This window comes from bacterium, from assembly GCA_035527515.1.
Lineage (GTDB): Bacteria > B130-G9 > B130-G9 > B130-G9 > B130-G9 > B130-G9.
Map to the genome: position 1 here is coordinate 1 of DATLAJ010000140.1, position 21,040 is coordinate 21,040.

The window sequence follows — 21,040 nt, forward strand, 5'->3', positions numbered from 1 at the left end:
ACAAATATGCACCGGGGGCACACGGCCGGCGGCGTCGGAAGGAGTCGGACTATCGAGTTCGGCTTCGGGAAAAGCAGAAGGTTCGGCTTTACTACGGACTTCTGGAGCGGCAGTTCAAGAAGACCTTCGTTGAGGCGGAACGCATGCGGGGCGTTACAGGCGAGAATCTTCTGCAAATTCTTGAGCTAAGGCTTGACAACGTTGTGTATCGCGCCGGGTTTGCAGTATCACGTTCTCAGGCCAGACAGCTTGTGGGACATAGGCATTTTCAAGTTGACGGCAGGGTCGTGAACATTCCGTCCTATAGGTTACGGCCTGGTCAAGTGGTCTCGGTGCGTGAGAAGAGCAGGGAGAAAAAGCACTGTCCCGTTTTCAACGCAATGGAGACCATGGGGAGCAGAGGCAAATTTCGGCCCCGTTGGTTGGAGGCCAATGATGAGGAGTTCACGGTGTTCGTTAGGGAGCAGCCCAGGCGAGAGGACATCGTTGATATCCCGATCAAGGAGCAGTTGATCGTGGAGCTCTACTCTTAGTAGTGGCGTTTTGGCCGTTCTGCATTGTGCAGGACGTGGCAGGGGATTTGGCAGTTGTCCGTAACTGGAGGGCAGAAATAGGATGCATTGGAAAGGGATAAACAAGCCCAAGGGCTTTGTCACACAGGAGGCTACCCAGTTTTATGGGAGATTCACGGCGGAGCCTTTTGAACGCGGGTTTGGAGTTACCATTGGCAACTCGCTCAGAAGGGTGCTTCTGTCCTCCTTGAAGGGGTGGTCGGTAACGGCCGTCGAGATAGAGGGCGCTCAGCATCAATTCTCGGCTGTGCCGGGCGTAGTGGAGGACGCGACAGAGATAATCCTGAACATTAGGAAATTGAGGGCGAAGCTCTCGGTGTTTCACCCCAAGGTGGTTTACTTAAGCGCCAAAGGCCCCCGGAAAGTGACAGCTGCGGACATAAAGCCTGACCCTGACGTGGAGCTGCTCAGCCCTGATATCCACATCGCGGAGCTGGACGAGGGAGCTAAGCTTAACCTTGCCATAAGAATCGAATATGGCCGCGGATACGTGCCCGCTGAGCAGCACGTTCTTGATGATCTGCCAGAGGGTTGGATAGCCGTTGATTCAGTTTTCTCGCCAATCACGAAGGTCGATTTCAGGGTTCAGAACGTTCTGCATCTTCAACGCGCCGACTATGACCGGCTTCTTCTTGAGGTCTGGACAGACGGAAGCATCGACCCGCTTGATGCAACTGCGCACGCCTCGAAGATACTGAAGGACATCTTTTTGAACTTCATTACGTTTGAGGAGCCGGCGGAACCTGAGGAGGAGGAGAAGAGGGAGGAGAAGATTGAGATCAATCCGAATTTGAAGAAGAGCATCGAGGAACTGGACCTCGGGTCGAGGCCGATGAATTGCTTGCGGGCGACCAAGATTGTTTCTGTGGCTCAGCTAGTAAGCAAGACAGACCAGGAACTTTTGAAGTTGGAGAACTTTGGCAAGGAGTCGCTTCGGGAGGTTAAGAAGGTCTTGGCAGAGCTGGACCTTGGCTTGAGCCAGGACCTGAGTCAGATCGAGGAGCTAGAACCGTATCTGCAAGCAGGGCAAGGTGCGGAGGAAGAGCTGGAAGAAGACGGACCGCCGGAGAAGGCCGAGCCGAACAAGGAAGCTAAGGCGGGAAAGGCAAAACCCCGGAAGCGGGCGCCCAGCACCAGTAAGTCCAAACAGCCGGACGCCAAACAGGAGGAGCCTCAGGAGGAGGAGGAGTCGCAGGAAAAACAGCAGCAGGCAGCCTCACCTCCCAAGAAAAAGCGGGCAAGGACGCCGCAAAAGAAGGAAGCTCCAGCGGTTGCGGCTAGCCCTGAGAGTCAAGAAGGTGAACAGGGAGAAGAGAGCAAATGAGGCACAGGGTCTCTGGGAGGAAGCTTAGTAGAGATACCGCGCATAGGACAGCGCTATTGCGCAATCTTGCGACTGCGCTGTTCAGGCATGAGCGGATATGCACCACACTGGCCAAGGCAAAAGAGACGCGCCGTTTCTCTGAGCGCCTCATAACTCTTGGCAAGAAGGACAGCTTGCACGCTAAGCGGCTCGCAGCGAGGCATATCTCGGACAAGGCTGTGCACAAGAAGCTGTTCACCGAGATAGCGCCCAGGTTTGTGGACCGCCCAGGCGGCTACACGAGGATGTTCAAACTTGGCCGCCGGCAGGGCGATAGCGCCAGCATGGCTCTTATTGAGCTTGTTGAGAGGGCGCCCGAGGAGAAGGCCAAGAAGAAGGCTAAGAAGTAGGCTCTAGCGTGTCATGTGTGAGGGCAGCAATGCTTGTCGATCACTTGACTTTGTTGACGTGCCGGATTCGTGCTATCTCGCTTGAGCAGAGGCCCGTAGCGCACATATAGTTGTGGAGATTGGATTGATCCAACGCGTCTTAAAGGCCAGATTGACTTAAGATACTAGTTGTGCTTTGACGGGCAGGGCGCTTTTTGAACGCTGACCGGGAGCTAGTGGTGTGATAAACATAGGGTGCGTTGGCTCTGGGGCGTGGGGAAGGAACCTTGTGCGCACGTTTGCCGCCCTTCCGCGCTGCAAGCTGCTTTACTGCTGCGACGTCGATCCTGAAGTCCGGCGAGGAGTAGCGAAAGCATATCCCAGCTGTAAGGCAACGGCGTCATTTGCTGACGTTCTACGGGATGATGCGGTTGATGCTGTCGCCATTGCATCGCCGGCCAAACTGCACTACGAGCAAGCAAGGGCTGCGCTTCTTTCTGGCAAGCATGTCTTTGTCGAGAAGCCGATGTCGCTCGCCTCACGCGATGCTGAGAGCCTAATCGAGCTTTCAGAGGGCAGAGGTCTTACGCTGATGGTTGGCCACCTTCTGCTCTATCATCCGGCAATTACGAGGTTGAAGGAGCTCATTCGGGCTGGGGAGCTGGGCGAGGTCTATTATCTTTATTCCCAGCGGACGAACCTCGGCAGGGTCCGGTCGGACGAGAGCGCGCTTTGGAGCTTCGCACCGCACGATCTCTCCGTTGCGATGTATCTTTTGGACGAAGAGCCTACAAGTGTCTCAGCGGACGGTCAGGCCTACTTGCAGTCGGGGATTGAGGACGTTGTGTTTCTGACGCTTCACTTCCCAGGCGGCAAGATGGCACACGTCCAGGTCAGCTGGCTGGACCCGCACAAGGTGAGGCGCTTGACGGTTGTGGGCAGCGAGAAGATGGTTGTGTTTGACGATGTTGAGTCGATGGAGAAGCTGAAGATATATGATAAGGGCGTCAGGTTGCCGTCTTATGATTCCTACGGGGACTCGATTACGGTGCGGTTCGGGGACATCTACTCGCCTAGGATAGATGTTAAGGAGCCGCTTGGAATAGAATGCGAGCATTTCCTAAGTTGCGTGGAGTCGGGCGACAGGCCGCTCACAGACGGAAGAGACGGTCTGAGGGTTGTCAGAGTGCTTGAGAGGGCAGATCAGGCGTTGAGGCAATGAGATGACAGAGGAGATGACGGCGCGGCAGAAGGGCTATTTCGTTCACGAGACGTCGGCTGTGGACCCCGGGTCCGAGATAGGCGAGGGCACACAGGTCTGGCACTTCTCACACATAATGGCCGGAGCCAAGATTGGGAAGCGCTGCAAGCTGGGACAGAACGTTTTTGTGGCGAAAGGCGCTGTTCTTGGCGACAACTGCAAGATTCAGAATAATGTGTCGCTTTACGAGGGGGTTATTCTCGAGGACGACGTGTTCTGCGGGCCATCGATGGTTTTCACGAACGTCAAGACGCCCAGATCGGCGGTCGTGCGTAACACGAGCAGCGACTATATTCGGACGATTGTAAAGAGAGGCGCCTCGATCGGGGCGAACGCCACGGTCATCTGCGGGGTTACGATTGGCCGCCATGCTTTTGTCGGGGCAGGGTCGGTTGTGAGTCGGGACGTGCCCGATTATGCGCTGGTTTATGGCGTGCCGGCGGTTGTGAAGGGTTGGGCCTGCGAGTGCGGCGTGCGGCTTGTCTTCTCAAGCGATTGTGAGGCTCGATGTCCCGAGTGTGGGCGCGAATACGTAATTGAAGGAAGGACAGTGAGGAGGCGATAGTGCAGGTTCCACTGCTTGACCTAAAGCCACAGTTCGCGAAGATAAGGGATGAGGTCAAACAGGCCATAGACAGGGTTTTGGAGACGCAAGTGTTCGTGCTTGGCCCTGAAGTGCAGAAGCTCGAACAGGAGGTCTCCGAATACAGCGGAGCCAAGTTCGGCGTGGGGTGCGCCTCGGGAACGGACTCGATCCTTCTGAGCCTCATGGCGGCTGGCGTGTCGCTCGGGGATGAGGTGATAACCACGCCCTACACGTTCTTCTCCACGGCTGGCTCAATCTCTCGTGTCGGCGCCATCCCCGTATTCGTCGATATTGACGCAGAGACCTACAACATCGATCCCTCGCTGATCGAGTCCCGGATAACGCCCAGGACGAAGGCTCTCATCCCCGTCCACCTTTTCGGTCAGTGTGCCGACATGGGTCCCATTCTTGAGATCGCCGACGAGCACGGCCTTTATGTCATAGAGGATGCGGCGCAGTCGATCGGTTCAAAGACCAAGCTCGATGGCGCGTGGGCGGCTGCGGGTGCGATGGGTCATTTGGGTTGTTTCTCGTTTTTCCCGAGCAAGAACCTTGGCGCTTACGGGGACGGGGGGATGGTCGTGACCAACGATGAGGGCCTAGCCGAGAAGGTTCGGATGCTTCGCGCTCACGGCAGCAAGCCCAAATACCATCACAGTCTCATCGGCGCAAACAGCAGGCTGGACGCAATTCAGGCGGCAGTGCTAAGGGTTAAGCTGAAGTACCTCGATGGTTGGAGCGATGCTAGACGGCAAAACGCTGGGTTCTACGACGAGGCGTTTGCCGAAAGCGGGATCGAGAGCCCGAAGGTGCGCGATGGGAACCGTTCGATATACAACCAATATGTGATACGGACAGAGGCTCGGGATAGGGTGATGCGATACCTCAAGGAGCACGGTGTGGGGTGTGAGGTGTACTACCCTGTGCCGCTGCACTTGCAGAAGTGTTATGCATTTTTAGGATACAATATGGGCGATTTTCCAGAATCGGAGGCGGCGGCGCGTGAGACGCTCGCTCTGCCTATCTACCCTGAGCTTGCAGACGAGCAGCTGAGCTACGTTGTTAAATGTGTGTTGGAGGGGTTGAAGTGAAGGATCAGCTGATTGCCAGAATAAAGGGCAGGCAAGCTAGGGTTGGGGTTGTTGGACTTGGATACGTCGGGCTGCCGCTTGTGCACGAGTTCTCCACTCAGGGCTTCACCGTAACGGGCTTTGACATAGACCGTCGCAAGGTTGACATGCTCAACGCGGGCAAGAGCTACATCGGGCACATACCGTCGGAGAAGATCGCGTCGCACATTCAGAGCGGCCGGTTCAGCGCGACTATGGATTTTGACAAGCTTGCGGAGACTGATTGTATTATTATTTGCGTCCCCACGCCGCTGACGGCGATGAAAGAGCCTGACCTATCCTACATCGAGGGCACGGCCAAGAGCATCGCGACACGTCTCAGGAAAGGGCATCTGGTTGTTTTGGAGAGCACAACTTATCCTGGCACCACGAGGGAAGTTGTCCTGCCGATACTCACGGCCCATAACGACCTAGAGGTGGGGAAGGACTTCTTTCTTGCCTTCTCGCCAGAGAGGGAGGACCCTGCTAACAAAAAATTCTCGACTGGGACGATCCCAAAGGTCGTTGGCGGGCTAACGCCGAATTGCACCGCGCTCGCGGACGTTCTTTATTCGTCAATTGTGCAGGAGACTGTTGTCGTGTCGTCCGCCGAGGTCGCAGAATCGACCAAACTATTGGAGAACATCTATCGGAGCGTGAACATAGCGCTCGTCAACGAGCTGAAGATGCTCTTCACGCGGATGGGTATCGACGTTTGGGAGGTTATTAGGGCGGCATCGACAAAGCCATTCGGCTTTCACGCCTTCTATCCGGGGCCAGGGCTGGGTGGGCACTGCATCCCGATTGACCCGTTCTACCTGTCTTGGAAGGCGAAGGAGTTTGATTTCGCCACGAGGTTCATCGAGCTAGCGGGCGAGGTGAACACGTCAGTGCCGTACTACGTGGTGGAGAGGCTGACGCTCGCTTTGAACGAGCGCAGAAAGAGCGTCAACGGCTCAAAGGTCCTGGTTCTTGGCGTCGCATACAAGCCGGACGTGGATGACATCAGAGAGTCACCAGCGATGCAGATAATGGAGCTGTTGATGGAGCGTGGGGCTGAAGTTTCCTACAACGATCCGTTCATTCCCGAGCTCCCGATGATGCGGAAATACAAAATCCCGAAGTCCTCCGTCGAGTTGAGCGCGGAGGCCCTCGCAGAGGCGGACTGCGTCCTGGTGGTTACAGACCACAGCGTCTATCGCGAAAAGGCCCAGTTCATTGTGGATAACGCCTCGCTTGTGGTCGATACTCGCAACGCGACGAGTGCCGTCAAGGAGCATCGGGAGCGGATAGTCTCTGCGTAGAACCGCTGTCGTGTTAGGCCGCCCATGATTCAGAAGCTGCGACTCGCGTTCAAGCTGATGTGGCGGCACCGTCTGCTGACGCTAGCGTTTGTCATCTCCGCGAGTCTCAGGGCCGGCTTGATTGCTGTGTTTTTCAAGCTGATACAGAGTTTCCTGAAAAAGGCCTTGGGCGCCTCGGCCGCGGCTAGCTCCGAGGGTCTCTGGCTGAAGCTGGCAGGCGTCGCCGGCATCATACTCGTCTGCTGGATCGGCCGCAGCGCGGCTGATTACTACGCGAAAGTGCTTCAGGCCGAGCTCGGCCGGCGGGTTGAGATGGGGCTGCGCCTCGATCTCGTTGAACACCTCTTGAAGCTCTCTCTTGGTTTTTTTAACCGTTATAGCAAGGCGCAGATACTACGCGCTGTGAACACCGATGCCGCCTCGCTAAGGCTGTTGGTGCACCACACCGCTGGGCTGGTCATTTCCTCGATTCAGGTTGGGAGTTTGTTCGTTGTGGCTCTCACACTCGACCCGGTTCTTGCGATGTGGGGCCTGATTGGCCTGCCATTTGCCATTTTTCCGTTGATGCGCATAGGGTCATCCATATACAAACATGCTGAGGAGAGCCGATTTCAGGGCGTAACGATAACAAACCTTCTGTTTCAGGTTCTCTCGGGGATAAGGATCGTCAAGGTTTTCCAGGGTGAGCATCGCGAGGCGAAAGCCTGCCATAGATCGGCAATGGCGCTCCTAAAGGCGTCGATGGGCATCGTGAAACGTCAGTCAACAGCCGCCGTCCTACTTGACAGTCTAAGCGGCTTCGGCATCTTTTTTGTCATCATACTTGGTGGGATGCGGGTGTCGGCCGGCAAGATGGACATCCCGGCCTTCATTATCTTCATCGTTGCGCTTCAGGTCGTTCTGGGCAGCACAAGGCAGATACTCAACGTCTATTCCCAGATTAAGATCCAGAGCGTTGCCATTGATAAAATAGACATGTTTCTCGCAGAAAAGCCCGAGATCAAGGACGGCAAGGACGCTGTGGCATTGACCGCACCTCCGCGAACAATGCAGTTTCAGAACGTAGGCTATTCTTACGATTCAGAACCTGTTCTGAGGAATGTTAGTTTCACCGTCAAGTCAGGTGAGACGATTGGCATCGTTGGGCCGTCTGGTGTTGGCAAGACAACACTGTTGAACCTTGTGGCGAGGTTTTTTGATCCCACAGAAGGGAGGATTCTCCTAGATAGGACAGACTTGAGAAAAATCAAGGTCAACGACTTGATGAGAAACCTCGCAATTGTTACTCAGGAGCCATTCCTGTTTCAGGTTTCACTGATGGAGAATATACGCTATGGCCGGCCTGACGCGACAGACGAGGAAGTCCGGGCCGCGGCCCAGGCTGCTAACATACATGACGACATAGCCTCGTGGCCAGATGGATATGACACGGTGATAGGCCCAACCAGGGCGGACGTGTCGGTCGGGCAGAAGCAGCGTATCAACATCGCAAGAGCAATCCTCAAAAACGCTCCGATATTGCTTCTGGACGAGGCGACGAGCGCGCTGGACTCCAAGACCGAAAGGCAGGTGCAAGAGTCGCTTGATAAGCTTATGCAGAAGTGCACCACCCTAGTCGTGGCGCATCGTCTCTCGACGCTTCGTGAGGCGGACAAGATACTTGTCCTTGCCAAGGGAACTGTTGAGGCGTTCGCGCCTCACGAGGAGCTTCTGAAGACGAGCCCGACGTACCAAGAGCTCTGGAAGGCACAGCAACGGCAGACGAGGCAAACCAGTGAGCAATAGGCTGGCACGGGACGACAGAGTATAGGGTCTGTGAGAAGATTAACTCCAAGGGTCTTAGGAGGCCGGACGGATGATCTCCTTGATCTTGCTAGCTCCATCCGTCAGTCGCTGCTTGAACTCGATGATTCGCTTACGCGTCTCATCCTGAACCGCAGTTCGATTGGAGGCGAGCCACTCAGAGAGGTTGACCAGGTGATCGACATCCAGCGCGTCTGAACGAAAGGAATACTTCTGAAGGTTGAGCGAGGCCATGAAATCCCGGCACTTGGGTCTATACTCAATCATTATCGAGGGGACCCCGGCACAGAGAGCAGTTACGACCGAGTGAAGCTTCATTCCGATGAACGTGGTGCAGCGTTCACAGACGTCGAGCGCATGTTCTACGTCGGTCGCGATGAGATGGATCTCGGGCTCGTGTATTCCGATCAGTTTAGCCAGTGCGGTTATGCTATCCATGTCATAAGGCCATACGCACAGGAACAGGATTGTCCAACCCCTTGAGCGAAGAGCCCTGCACACTTGCGCGATTCTATCTAACATCTCATCTTCTGTCCCCCACACATTACCGCGGGAGGTGCCGACATTGACCCCGAGAAGCTTCTCCTCGGCCGTTGTGCGGTAAGATTCCCTCGCCAAAATGAGGGCAGAATCGCCCACGACCTCCACATTTTGCAGCCCAGCCTCCTTGAGAACACCGGCACCCATCGGGCCGCGGACCCCCACGAACTGTGCCTGTCGCAGCAGCTCAACCCACGCTCGGAGATCATCTTCCCAGTCCTTTTGACCCGCAGCCCAGAACTCAGGATTGGCAACGCCAGTGCCCAGACAGAATCTCGTAGGACACTCCTTGACTAGCCTGGCGAACTCTCTGAGATAGCCTTTGTCTCGGTTTATTAGAGTGCCCCCGCCGAGGCAGCCCGCGGGGAATACTTCCCGGCCAGTTAATCTTTTATATAGCGCTTTCTTGCCCGGCGAGAGGTGAAAAAGCGGCATGAAATGGTAACCTGCGAACAGCCGCTTGTATGCCTCGAGCAGCATCTCGTCGCCCAGGTTCTCGTGGCCAGTCCAGCCGATATAAGCGATGCGGCGTTTGAACGGGTTGCCCAGCTCCCAGTATATTTTGGCCTTCTTTAGTAGCTTCATTGTGTATCTTCCCCGGACCAAGAACTTGTTGCTCGTGCACGATGATCAGTCGATTCTATCGTGCTCCAGCGCGATCTTTTATCTATTCGCAACCTCTTTATAGAACTCCAAAAACCGCGCGGCTTGTTGCTCAAGAGTGAATCCCGCCAGAACTCGCTTTCTGCCCTGGGCGCCCATTCTGACCCGCAGGTCCTCATCACCAGCCAATTCACAGATTCTATCCGCAAGCGCTTGGGGATCGCGCGTCGGAACGACAAAGCCAGTAACGCCCTCCTCGAGCGCCTCGGCCGTTCCTCCGGCGTCTGTGCACACTACCGGCACTTTGAAGCTCTGGGCCTCTAGAACGGTGTTTGGGAGCCCTTCCCGCACCGACGACTGTAGGTATATGTCTGTTTGACGCAATAGTGGTAGTATCTTGTCTCTTGGCAAGTCCCCATGGAACTGCACTGCACCCTCCAAGCCCATTTGCCACACCGCATAGCGCAGCGCATCCCGGAGCGTGCCGCCGCCCACAATGTCGTAGCGCAATTTCACACCGCGCTGTGCGACGATTGATGCGGCCTTCAGACCGTATTCATATCCTTTTCCCCAATCCAATCGACCAACACTGAGTAGTCTAAGTGCACTTCCTGTCCCGTCCTTGGGCGGCGGATATGGTATGCAACCACGGTCAAAAACCGCAGGGTCCACTCCGGGAAGGATCACTCTGCCTCGCGACTCGGAAAGCCCAAGCTCTCTTGCCCGCAGCATCAGTGCCTCGGACACGAAATGCACGTCGTCTGAGACCTGAAGCAGAGTTTTGCAGGTATCTGCGTTGAACAGCGAATTGACAAATAGGTCTGCTCCCCTGAAGCTCACTATGACCTTAACCCCCAGAGCCTTCTTTAGGAGGATGAGATCGAGCAGCTCTTGGGCAAGCCAACCATCCTCGAGGTGCACAATATCGAAGCCCTCGCCGAAATAGGGAAGGAGCCTTCGCAAACACCCGCCTGCTTTGCGGCTCAATCCGTGACGAGCGAAAATTGCGGCGATCAGCTTTGAAGTTTTCCCTGGAGACGTCAGGCCCTTTCGCAGCAAACCACCGCCCAGCTCGATTGTCGATCTCCATATTGAGGTCTTCTTTCGGAGGTATTTGACCCGAGATGGGTAGCGCGCCAAGGCGGCCCTCTCTGGGGGGTATGTGCATTGCCGATATAGAAACAGCGTTATATCCAGACCGCGCTTGAGCAACGGCTCAAACTTCCTAGCAGGGAAGGTCGGCGCCGCGCCTCCGACGCTTGCCACCCTCAGCTCAGGTCTGGTGCGCCCTGTCATTCTCTATAGTCGCGCGGTCTCATGAACGGGGGATGTTTCTGAACGGTCTTGAGCCTTCCGCACGATGAGCATGTGCCGGATCTGTTTATGGTCAACCCATTCGCTGTTATTCAGGACGAATTCCCTGGCGACCCTAATAGGGTCTTGGTGCCTGAAATTGGGGTCGAAGCTGGCATCATGCATCACCAAATAACCGCCGGGCTTGATGAAGGGAGACCACTCGAGAAAATCGCGCCGAACCGACTCGTAAGAATGGTTGCCGTCGATAAATAGTAGGTCTATTGGCCTATTCCAATCGCTAGAGAAATCGGTGCTGTAGCCCCTGAGCGCTCTCACATGTTTGTAGGAGCCGTATCGCTTGATATTGTGGATGAACTGCTCGAGCAGCGGGACATCTGTTTTCTGGCTCACGTCGTGGTAGTGCGCTGCTGACGATGGATCACCGTCCGCATTGAATGGGTCTATGCAGAAGAGAACAGCCCCCTTTTTGTTCTTTATCGCGCGCGAGAGCACAACAGATGATTTCCCAAGCCAAGAGCCTATTTCCACCAGAACCGGACTGATGTCGGGCAGACTCTTGGCCACATCGTAGAGAGCAACGGCATGGTCCTCGGGAAACCCGCTTGGGACGAGACGGTGTCCATAGATTGAGTAGTGGCGGAGTCCGTATTTCCTGAGCCAATACAACCTGTCCATCGCCCTCCGATGACGCGTCTTGAGCCATCTCCTGAACGCATAATACGCGCTCCTCGCCGTCCGGTAGCCCCCCTTGCCCAAAACAGTTTGTAGGCTCGTCTTAAGGAATCCTTTCATAATAGACCTGCTACTTGCCCCAAAAAACTACGTCTGACCGCGCCCGAACCTGTCCTCTTGGGCCTCTAAGGCTCTCATCATTCATTCAGAATCTACAACGATTTGCGGTGCACTTCAAGCGCCCGGGCGCCCTGGGGGGTGGTCTGAGAACCTGGCGCCAAAAAAGAGTTGAGTTCTGACCTCGAGATTGAAAGAATCTCCTCTGCTATGAGTTCCGATTTCAGCATGTAATTGCCTGCTGGCCTTTGCTGGGATGACAATGGAATTGGCGGGGCAAGGCGGGCGCTCAGATAGGTTCCGGGTGGATTCGTGATTAGGCCTTAGCTGGGTTAGGGAGCTCCCAGGTTGATGGACGCTTTGGAAGATACTGTCGAGCGAAAGCCGAAAGTGAGCATCGTTATCCCCGTGTATAACGATGAGGCGCACATCGCAGATGCGATCGAAAGCGTGCTGGGGCAAACCCTGAGGGAGATTGAGATAATAGTTGTTGATGACGGCTCGACCGACGGGACTTGCGCTGTGCTCAGGGGGTATGAGGGCCGTATCACGTGCCTGACGCAGAGCAATTCTGGCCAGGGGGCTGCGCGAAATGCTGGCATCCTTGCCAGCGGAGGCAGATATGTTTGCTTTCTGGATTCGGACGATACCTACATGCCCAACAAGGTCGAAGTGCAGTCAGCATTCTTGGATGAACACCCGGATGTGGGGCTCTGTTACAGCGGTTGGCTTGACGTGGACGTTGAAACTGGGCGTGTGCTCAATGATTACTCTGATGTGAAACCTGAAGGCGATCCTACTACAAACGTGTTCCCTCCCCACTTCCCGTATTTTGCGGCGCTCTTGCGGAGAGAATGGCTGGAGAGAGTTGGGGTCTTTGATGAGCGATTCAGGAACGCTGAGGATACAGACCTGTGGTGGCGTCTGTGGGCCGCAGGGTGTGTCTTCCGGCGTGTAAAGGGGGTCCACGCGGTGCGCGGCGTGAGACCTGCAAGCTTATCGAGAAACGTGCCCCAGGCCTGCAAGTCCACGCTTATTGTATACCGGAAGTATTTCGCCATGATTGGCTCGAGAGCGAGTCGCGCGGTTCGCATACGCAGACTAGCTGGAGTCTCAATGAAGTTGGCAGGGCATTACATTGTGAAGGGGGATATCGATCACGCTGAACAAGCACTCAAAGATGCTCTGCGATACGACCGGCATCTCCTGGGCGAGCGCACATATTGGCTACAGTTGCTCGGGCAGCTTGACCTGAAGTATCCGTTTGCCGAGGGCGAAGGGATCAAGAGCTTCACATCCGTCTGGCGGCAGCTCAAAGCCCTTATCAGCGATGTTCTGGGCGGCAGAGATAGTCGCACAGAACCAGAAGGCTTGCGGAAAGCAACGTGGGCCCTGGCATACGCACTCTCACTCCACGCAGCCATCTCTGGGAGGTTGTTTCAGACGCTTAGGTGGTTTATTGTGGGGACACTGAAGGGTCGAGTGGCGCACGCGCCGGGTTTTGCCTGGCTGCTTGTCAGGAGATTCTATGGTCGAGCGACACCGTCGCCAAAGGACCGAGTCACCGGGCGCCGAGCGGACCTCTGTCTCTGAAGAATGGAGTTTAATTCACTAATGTTCAGCACCTGTGGAGCCAATTGCGATGAATAGAACTCTACGTCGGCTTCGTAGAATCCTGAGGAGTGTAGCGGCGAGGGCCCGAGGCGCGGATAAGACAAAGGCTGCTCACGAGCTAAAATACTGGAAATCGCGCAAGGCAAATGAGGGGACCTTATCTCACAACCACTACGCGTTCTTCTATACGACACATTTTGGTCTCGACGAGGCCTTTTTCCACGGCAAAAAAGTTCTAGATATTGGGTGCGGCCCTCGAGGCAGCCTGGAGTGGGCTGACATGGCCTCCGAGCGTGTGGGTCTGGACCCGCTTGCGGATTCATATCGAGCGCTGGGGATTGACAGGCACAAGATGACTTACGTCGCCTCAGGGGCAGAGCAGATTCCTTTTGGCGACGGCTATTTCGACGTTGTGTGTTCTTTCAACTCGCTCGACCACGTGGATGACCTTGACCGGACGGTGGGCGAGATAATCAGAGTCCTCGCCCCAGGCGGTTTATTCCTTCTCTTGACGGACGTTAATCACGATCCCACAGCTTGCGAGCCGATAGCGTATTCCTGGGACGTCATTGAGAAGTTTCTCGCGCAGATGGAGCTGGTAGAGGAGAGGCATTTCGAGAAATCATCGCGAGGCATGTACGACAGCATTCGGGATGGGATTTTCTACGATCAGGATAACACGCAGAAGCGCTATGGGATTCTGTCGGCGAAGTTCAGGAGGAAGGAGTGAGGTTCGCACCTTGTGGACGGCTCGAGCAAAAGCAAGTGACGTGTTTGGTTGAAGCGGATGTGCAAGCTAGTCAGTGTCATAATTCCTGTCTATAACGACGAGCAGCACGTCGCGGACGCCATCGAGAGCGCCCTTTTGCAGACGTTGAAGGACGTTGAGGTGATTGTAGTTGACGACGGCTCGACCGACGGAACGCCCGAGGTCCTAGAGAAGTATGAAGGACGCATCGTCCACATCAGGCAGGAGAATCGCGGCCTGCCCGGCGCGAGGAACACCGGAATAAAGGCCAGTCGCGGCAAATATCTTTGTTTCCTAGACTCGGACGACACGCTTCTACATCGGAAGGTTGAGGTTCAGGCGGCGGTATTGGAGAAGGAGCCTGAGGTCGGGTTATGCTACGCCGGCTGGCTCGATGTTGACATTGTAACAGGCAAGGTTCTTCGCGATTTCTCGCTTGCCAGGCCCGAGCATGACTCCAATAGCGACGTGTTTCCTCCCCATTTCCCTGTCTTCTCGGTGATGGTGCGCCGCGAATGGTTCGACAAGGTTGGCCTGTTTGACGAGCGGTTAAAGGCTCTTGAGGATTCCGACATGTGGTGGCGGCTGTGGGCGGCGGGCTGCGTTTTTCGGCGGGTCAAGGTTGCGGTCGCCCGTCGGGGAGTCCGACCGGGAAGCATGTCGCAGAACGTTCCCGAGCACTCCAAGTGCGCCCTCTTTGCCAATAGGCAGCACTTCGCGAGGATGGGCCATCGTGCGCCTCGTCCGGTCCGGGTCCGCAAGTTAGCCTCGATCTGGATGAAGCAGGCAGGATACTATTTGAGCCGCTCGGAGCCTGATCTCGCTGTGGATTCGCTGCTCGAGGCACTGCGATACGATCGCCGGTTGCTTGAGTCGCCGATGCACTGGGTCCCTTTGGTAAGACAGCTAGACCTGAAGTATCCGTTGGCCAAGGGCAATGGCATCGAGGATTACAGTGCGGCCTGGCGGGGGATCGTCTCGGCCGCGCACGATGCTCTGGCTCGGAAGCTAGCTAGGAAGCGTGATAGTCGGCACTACGGCGGTGGTCTAAGCCCGGTGAAATCAGCGCTGGCCTATGCGATGTCCCGTCAGGCGTTCTCGACTGGCAGGATTTATCAAGCCTTCAGATGGCTGGCAGTTGCGCTAGTTGATGGTCGGGGACATCTGCCTCAGCAGGTGGACTGGGCCACGCTCAAGAGGTTCACGAGGCACATATCGGGTCGGGCGTCCACTGCACTTGCCCGAATAGCTCGCAAGATGCGCAGAAGCAGTTCGACTGGGCCGGGCAAATGATGGCGGGTGGCGAGCTGGACGGTCTGAAGCGACCGAAAGTCAGCATCATCATTCCTGTCTATAACGACGAGGCGCACATAACGGACGCCATCGAGAGCGCCCTTGCGCAGACGCTTTCTGACGTGGAGGTCGTGGTCGTCAACGACGGCTCGACCGATGGGACGGCGGCGATCCTCGAGCGATACAAGGACAGAATTGTTATTGTAACGCAGGACAACGAGGGCGCCGGCTCTTCCCGGAATGCGGGCATCAGGGCCAGTTGCGGCAAGTACCTGTGTTTTTTAGACTCTGACGATCGATTTGCTCTCGATAAGGCGGAGGTTCAGGCGGGCTATCTCGACAAGACCCCTTCCGTTGGCCTGGTTTATGGGGTCTCGAGCGCGATCGATTCGCGCGATGGGCGGACCATCAAGACGTTCCGGGTGGAAGACTCCACGTCAGACCGCAGCACAGGCCCGTTCCCGCCCTTCTATCACACTTCTGCCTTTCTTGTGCGGCGGGAGTGGCTTGAGAAGGTCGGCGGCTTCGACGGGACAATGCGCTGGTCCATGGACACCGACTTGCGGTTCAAGCTCTGGGCGGCTGGGTGCAGGTTCATGCCTCATCGGGATGTTGTAGCCTTCTACACAGTCAGAACGGGGAGCCTTTCTGGGAATCCGGCAGAGCAATGGGCCATGCACCTGAAGGCCCTGAGGCGGCATTTCGAGGCGATGGGCGATGCGGTCCCGCAGCGCGTCAAGAACGAGCATCTGGCGACGACCTGGCTCAGGATAGCGTGCGGCCATCTCGTCCACAGCGATACCGCAATGGCTCAGGACGCGATCAAGACGGCGCTTGGGCATGAACCAACTCTGTTTGAGAGATATGAGAGCTGGGCGCTGGTCATATACTACCTGGACCCCACGTTCCCGCTGCCGGACTCGAGCTGGTTCCCGAAGTTCGGCGAGATGTGGCAGCGGATCGCCTCCTTCGTAAATCGTGACGAGATAGGGCCTGAGCGACGGCTTTGCCACAACGAGCGCAGGAAGAAGGGCGCCCTTGCCTATGCCATCTCAAGGCGAGCTTTTTTTAGGAGACGAGGGTTGGCAGCTAGATGGTGGCTCCTTCGGACGCTGGTGCTGCTTGGAGGGAGATGTCCGCGCGATGCGCATCTGCGGCATGTCTTTCAGACTGTTATCGGCCCCTGGCTCACCAGCCTTGTGGTTCTGGCGCTGCCAATACTGCGAAAGGTCAAACGCCAGTGAACGGGGCTGGGGCGTGAGCGGCGTAGCGAATGCAGGGGCGTGGTCTTGGGCTGGGTCATTTATGTCATCATGACGAAATCGTCTGTGCTAACATCTGACTGAGCGATAACAATGAGAATCCTCATCGCAAGCTCGCTGCATTCTATTGATGATCCCAGGGTGTTTCAGAAGGAAGCAGTCTCCCTTGCCAAGCGATATGACGTCCACCTTGTCGGCGTCGGAGAGCCGGCGGCGGACCTGTTGAAGGCCAAGGGCGTTGAGCTTCATCCATTCGAGCGAAAAGGCGGCAGACTGCGCGGGACGTTGAGAGCTTACCGGCGGATTTACAAATGCTATCGAGAAGTCAGGCCGGACATCTTCCATTTCCATGACCCCGAGCTCGTGCCGATGGGTCTTTGGCTGAGCGTTTTTGCTGGATGCAAGGTTGTTTATGACGTTCATGAGGACGTTCTGAAGACGCTTGCCAAGAAAAGCTGGGTTCCTCAATTGCTCAAGAGACCGCTGGCGTGGTTGTTCGGCCGGCTGGAGATGGTGGCTGTTCGGCGATTTGAGCTCGCAGTTGTGGCCGAACCTTACGCTATGCAGCGCTTCTCCGGTCCCAACGCAGTCCTCGTCAGGAATTACTTCCCACTGTTTCGGGACAGGCCGAGAGAGGTGTTTGATGGGAGCCGTCCGCTGCGGCTCATATACGTCGGGAGCCTGACTAAAATGCGAGGTGTGTCGAGTTTGGTTGAGGCGCTTGATCTTATGAAGACTCCGGCCCAGCTCTCGCTTGTCGGTAGGTTTCACAGCGAGAGCTTCAGAGACGAGGTTCTCTCTGGTCGCACGAACGTTGAGTATCTTGGGTGGGTATCGCTGGACAAGGTATTTAACTATTTGCTTGATGCGGACATCGGCATGAACTGCGTTCTGCCCGCGCCCAGCCACCATGAGATGCTGGGCACTAAGGTATTTGACTACATGGCCGCGCGGCTGCCGATCATAGCGTCCAACTTCTCGGTCTGGCCGGAGATCATCGAGAAGGCCGGCTGCGGCGTTTGTGTCGATCCGAGTGACCCCAGGGCGATAGCAGCTGCGGTGGATGAGCTTGCAGGCGCCCCTGAGCGGCTCGCCTCAATGGGCGAGGCTGGCCGGCGGCTTTTTGAGGAGAAGTATAACTGGCCGCTTGAGGAGGCTAAGCTGCTCGAGGCGTATTCGAGGCTTGGATTGGCCGGGGGTGGGAATCCGAAAGCAGAAGGTGGGAACAAGGTATGATGGACTCGCCTGCCAAGAGCGGCACACGGCCAGCGGTCTCGGTCGTTATCCCCATGCGCAACGAGCGAGAGAGCATCGGGGTGAACTTGGACGCACTTGCGGCGAGCGACCTTTCGAGGGAGCGCTTCGAGATAATCGTTGTGGATGGGATGAGCGACGATGGCTCCGCGGAACTTGCCGAGCAGAAGCTGCTAAAAATGGGTAATGGGCGAGTCATCAAGAATCAGAGGCGGATCACCCCGGTCGCTCTGAACTTGGGCGTTGAGGCAGCGCGGGGCGATGTAGTCGTCATTCTTGGTGCTCACAGCGCCGTTTTTCCCGACTTTCTGTCCAAGAATCTCGAGACGCTTGAGCGCACGGGCGCGGATTGCGTGGGCGGCACGCTTGTCCAAGGGCATGGGGAGACGCTTCTTGCTGACGTCATCAATGTTGCGCAGAACTGTCCGTTCGGGTCCGGAGGCGCTGGTTTCAGATACAGCGACAGGCCGGCATACGTGAACACCGTGCCATTTGGGGCCTACCGGCGGGAGGTTTTCGACAAGGTCGGTGGGTTCAACGAGTCCCTCTACAAAGGTCAGGACGCGGAGTTCAACTTTCGCATGGTTGAGAATGGCCTGAAGATATACTACTCCCCAAAGATCAGGACGCTCTATTTCAGCCGCGCCTCGCTCGGCCGCCTCTTTCGGCAGTTTCTGGCAATGGGCTGGTCAAAGGTCTTCATCTTTCACCTGCACCCACGTCTGCTGCGGGCCTATTACTTCCTTCCTCTTTTGTTCGCAGCGGTAGTGATCGTGGTTCTGGCTCGCCTGCCGTGGGCGTCTGGCGAGGACCTATGGGTTTACTGCGGGGCGGGTATATCTTACATCTTGCTCTCTATTATCTTTGGCCTTAGCTACGCACGGCAGAAGAGAATAACGCTCTCAGGCAAGGCCCGCGCGGCCGCCTTGTTTCCGCTCTGTTTCTTTCTGATGCACTTCGGATATGGTTTGGGGATTGTCAAAGGTCTGCTGGACCTTGGACTTCACTGGGGCAAATGGAGGCGCGCAGATGTGCATTGAATCCGTAGCTTGCAGGTCCCCTTTTCACGGCTAATGAGGCACCAAGCGGCCGCTGAATGAAAAGGGGACATGCTCCCTGGAACATGCCCCCTAAAGTCTAGCCGTTTGCCTTCGGGCTCACGCAACCCGCACGCAACCTGGGTATGCGCTACTTCATTTCACACGGTCCGCCGCCCATTCGCCCAGGCCCGTCTCGTCTGCGCATCTTCTCGCCTCTGATGTGCTCCTTGATGCGCTGAAGCTTCTTCATCCATCTAGTATGGAAGAGGATGAACTTCGCCTGCTGCGTTACCGAGAGTTTGGACATTATCTCATCCCGGCCTTTGCCCTGCTCGTCCTTCATCTTATCTCGCGCGGACGTGATTTGAGCGATGTACTTCTTCAGCTTTTTCTCGTCAGGCTTATCGTTCCCGAGCTCCAGCTTGATCCCTCGCAGCGATTCTCGGATCGCTTTTTGATGTTCAACTTTCGCCTTTTCATGCTTCTCGATAATGGACGCTATATCGAGCGCCTGCTCCTTCGCCAGCTCGAGCTCCTTCGTCAGCTCCATGAGATAGACAGTGGACAACATGTCCTTTGCCTCGTCTCTCTTGCCCTTGGATGGTTCGTCATCCCCACAAAAACCAAAGCCCATGCCCGGCTGTGCGAAAGCCACGCCCAGACAGAACACCACAGCCACAACGACCGTCGCCATGCATCTATGCTTTGTTCTCAGCATTTTTCCTTTCTCCTGTTTTGTTTAGTTGGTTCACGCTGCAAAACGGTCTCTCACGTTTCTGGCAGTTCGTTAACTTCCATTCCCAATGTTGCCCAATACTTCACGTATCGCTGATTGCATCTCCGCTGGTGATGCGTCAAGTATGTCTGAGTAGTAGCCATTGATACCCCACATATCGGAATGCTCTCTTATCTCCGAATCAATGGCCTCGGAACCTGCCTCGTCTAGGTTGCTTTCCGAAGTGATCGCATCGAGCACTGACTCCGGGTTTGACGCATCGATCGATTCACCGTTTTTCTCTGCAAGTATTTTCTCTACACCAGCCATTACGGATGCGATCTCGCCGCTTGTCCACTGGTCTTGCGTCTGGTCAGTCCACAGGCGATACAGGTCTGAATTGTCCGAGATCAAGCGCTGCTCAGAGCTAGTGAACCACAGCAAGGAAAAGACCAGGACGAAGCCCACAATAATCACGGACGAGAGCGCAAACACGAGCCTCGGTTGAGGCTTCAACAAAGGCCTCAGGAACTCGGCAAGCCTCGACAAAACGCCCTGACGAGCGGGTTCGGCCATCTCATCGCGCAGCCTGGTGAGCGTTTTCTTCTCGATTCGCTCCCACTCTTCGTCGGTCAACGAGGCAGGCGCCGCTTTCAGCACGTCGTGAAGCGCCCTCGCCTCATCTAGCTTCCGGCCGCAGTTCTTACATGAGGCCACGTGGTCCTCGAGCTCACGGCGCTGCTCGCTCCCAAGAGTGCCCAGAACATAATCGTCAAACAGATTCTCGCAGTTTTTACAGTTCATCTCAGTTGCCTACGCAAAATCCTTCAAATACTTACGAAGCTTCTGCATCGCGTGGTGAAAATTCGCCTTGGCCGCACCCTCGGAACATCCGAGCGTCTTAGCCACCGTGGCATAGTCCATCCCATCATAGATACGCATGACAAGCACCGCACGCTGCCGTGGGGGCACCTTATGGATCGCGGCCCGCGCTGCCTCCTGTATCAAGACTGCATCCTCGTCCGCGACCGAGGTCGATCGCACCTCAGCCCATTGGCCCGGCTCAAGCAGCGTCTCCCGACGTGATTGCCTCGACTTCAAGTGGTTCAACGACATGTTCACCGCAATCCTATACGCCCAAGTGTAGAAGCTCGAGCGGTGGTCGAACGAGGAGAGCTTCTGGTATATCTTGAGAAAGACATCCTGTAGAAGCTCCTCCGCTCCGTCCCTGTCGCCCACGATTCTCTCGATCGTGCCGTAGAGGGGCCGCCCAAATCGCTCAAATAGGTGCTCAAACGCCTGATCATCGCCTTTTTGTGCTCTCCTGACTATATCATCCAATTCGTCTTCATTTCGTCTTGCCATATCAGTCTCGAGGCCATGTTATAGGATATAGACAGACCAAACTCAAAGAAAGTTTAACATAGCTCGCGGGATTCTCGAACCTGTCGTCAGCCGCCGCTCTTAAAAACTACTCGTCAGGCGATAAAGAAGAACAGAGAAGAGCATCTGTGGCCGCATCTGTCGTCGCGTTCCCT

Annotated in this window: 20 protein-coding genes; 14 read left to right on the plus strand and 6 right to left on the minus strand. The window is 56.0% G+C overall.

Annotated elements, in window-relative coordinates:
* The 8 genes from rpsD to VM163_11305 form a co-directional block, all read left to right on the plus strand.
* On the plus strand, window positions 1-533 hold a 533-nt coding region (gene rpsD, locus VM163_11270), incomplete at its 5' end, for a 30S ribosomal protein S4 (protein HUT04460.1).
* 82 nt (window positions 534-615) lie between these two features.
* Window positions 616-1,896 carry a DNA-directed RNA polymerase subunit alpha gene (locus VM163_11275; protein HUT04461.1) on the plus strand — a complete coding sequence of 427 codons (1,281 nt, stop codon included), beginning with the start codon at window positions 616-618 and terminating at the stop codon, window positions 1,894-1,896.
* Window positions 1,893-2,285, plus strand: a complete 393-nt coding sequence (gene rplQ, locus VM163_11280) for a 50S ribosomal protein L17 (protein ID HUT04462.1) — start codon at window positions 1,893-1,895, stop codon at window positions 2,283-2,285. Before VM163_11275 ends, rplQ begins: the two co-directional genes overlap by 4 nt.
* Before the next feature lie 220 nt (window positions 2,286-2,505).
* Window positions 2,506-3,486: a Gfo/Idh/MocA family oxidoreductase gene (locus VM163_11285; GenBank protein ID HUT04463.1), complete on the plus strand. Its 981-nt coding sequence runs from the start codon at window positions 2,506-2,508 to the stop codon at window positions 3,484-3,486.
* Window position 3,487: 1 nt separating this feature from the next.
* Window positions 3,488-4,090 carry a DapH/DapD/GlmU-related protein gene (locus tag VM163_11290; protein ID HUT04464.1) on the plus strand — a complete coding sequence of 201 codons (603 nt, stop codon included), beginning with the start codon at window positions 3,488-3,490 and terminating at the stop codon, window positions 4,088-4,090.
* Window positions 4,090-5,202: a DegT/DnrJ/EryC1/StrS family aminotransferase gene (locus VM163_11295; protein HUT04465.1), complete on the plus strand. Its 1,113-nt coding sequence runs from the start codon at window positions 4,090-4,092 to the stop codon at window positions 5,200-5,202. Before VM163_11290 ends, VM163_11295 begins: the two co-directional genes overlap by 1 nt.
* A complete protein-coding gene (locus VM163_11300; protein HUT04466.1) occupies window positions 5,178-6,524 on the plus strand; it encodes a nucleotide sugar dehydrogenase in 1,347 nt (448 codons plus the stop codon). The genes VM163_11295 and VM163_11300 overlap by 25 nt, the downstream gene beginning before the upstream one ends.
* Before the next feature lie 24 nt (window positions 6,525-6,548).
* On the plus strand, window positions 6,549-8,309 hold the full coding sequence (locus tag VM163_11305; GenBank protein HUT04467.1) for an ABC transporter ATP-binding protein: 1,761 nt from the start codon (window positions 6,549-6,551) through the stop codon (window positions 8,307-8,309).
* 54 nt (window positions 8,310-8,363) lie between these two features.
* On the opposite strand, the gene VM163_11310 is transcribed toward VM163_11305, so the two are convergent.
* The 3 genes from VM163_11310 to VM163_11320 form a co-directional block, all read right to left on the minus strand.
* Window positions 8,364-9,452, minus strand: a complete 1,089-nt coding sequence (locus VM163_11310) for a polysaccharide pyruvyl transferase family protein (protein HUT04468.1) — start codon at window positions 9,450-9,452, stop codon at window positions 8,364-8,366.
* Between the two features lie 78 nt (window positions 9,453-9,530).
* Entirely contained in the window at window positions 9,531-10,433 is a 903-nt protein-coding gene (locus tag VM163_11315) for a glycosyltransferase family 4 protein (GenBank protein ID HUT04469.1), read from the minus strand.
* Between the two features lie 336 nt (window positions 10,434-10,769).
* Complete coding sequence (locus VM163_11320) at window positions 10,770-11,579, minus strand: class I SAM-dependent methyltransferase (protein ID HUT04470.1); 810 nt, start codon at window positions 11,577-11,579, stop codon at window positions 10,770-10,772.
* A gap of 348 nt (window positions 11,580-11,927) precedes the next feature.
* Here VM163_11320 and VM163_11325 point away from each other — a divergent pair, with 348 nt between their 5' ends.
* From VM163_11325 to VM163_11350, 6 genes are all read left to right on the plus strand, one after another.
* Window positions 11,928-13,169, plus strand: coding sequence for a glycosyltransferase (locus VM163_11325; GenBank protein HUT04471.1), 1,242 nt, complete (start codon window positions 11,928-11,930; stop codon window positions 13,167-13,169).
* A gap of 49 nt (window positions 13,170-13,218) precedes the next feature.
* A complete protein-coding gene (locus VM163_11330) occupies window positions 13,219-13,920 on the plus strand; it encodes a class I SAM-dependent methyltransferase (GenBank protein HUT04472.1) in 702 nt (233 codons plus the stop codon).
* Window positions 13,921-13,977: 57 nt separating this feature from the next.
* Entirely contained in the window at window positions 13,978-15,231 is a 1,254-nt protein-coding gene (locus VM163_11335; protein ID HUT04473.1) for a glycosyltransferase, read from the plus strand.
* Window positions 15,228-16,475, plus strand: coding sequence for a glycosyltransferase family A protein (locus VM163_11340; GenBank protein ID HUT04474.1), 1,248 nt, complete (start codon window positions 15,228-15,230; stop codon window positions 16,473-16,475). The genes VM163_11335 and VM163_11340 overlap by 4 nt, the downstream gene beginning before the upstream one ends.
* Window positions 16,476-16,586: 111 nt before the next feature.
* Window positions 16,587-17,729 (plus strand): glycosyltransferase family 4 protein, encoded by a 1,143-nt coding sequence (locus tag VM163_11345; GenBank protein ID HUT04475.1) that lies wholly within the window; start codon window positions 16,587-16,589, stop codon window positions 17,727-17,729.
* Window positions 17,726-18,787, plus strand: coding sequence for a glycosyltransferase family 2 protein (locus VM163_11350; protein ID HUT04476.1), 1,062 nt, complete (start codon window positions 17,726-17,728; stop codon window positions 18,785-18,787). Before VM163_11345 ends, VM163_11350 begins: the two co-directional genes overlap by 4 nt.
* Window positions 18,788-18,935: 148 nt before the next feature.
* Here VM163_11350 and VM163_11355 read toward each other — a convergent pair whose 3' ends face one another.
* The 3 genes from VM163_11355 to VM163_11365 all read right to left on the minus strand — a co-directional run bounded on the left by VM163_11355 (window position 18,936) and on the right by VM163_11365 (window position 20,867).
* Window positions 18,936-19,505: a hypothetical protein gene (locus VM163_11355; GenBank protein ID HUT04477.1), complete on the minus strand. Its 570-nt coding sequence runs from the start codon at window positions 19,503-19,505 to the stop codon at window positions 18,936-18,938.
* Window positions 19,506-19,574: 69 nt separating this feature from the next.
* Entirely contained in the window at window positions 19,575-20,306 is a 732-nt protein-coding gene (locus VM163_11360; GenBank protein ID HUT04478.1) for a zf-HC2 domain-containing protein, read from the minus strand.
* A 9-nt stretch (window positions 20,307-20,315) separates the two neighbouring features.
* Window positions 20,316-20,867 (minus strand): RNA polymerase sigma factor, encoded by a 552-nt coding sequence (locus tag VM163_11365; protein HUT04479.1) that lies wholly within the window; start codon window positions 20,865-20,867, stop codon window positions 20,316-20,318.
* Window positions 20,868-21,040 lie beyond the last annotated feature (173 nt).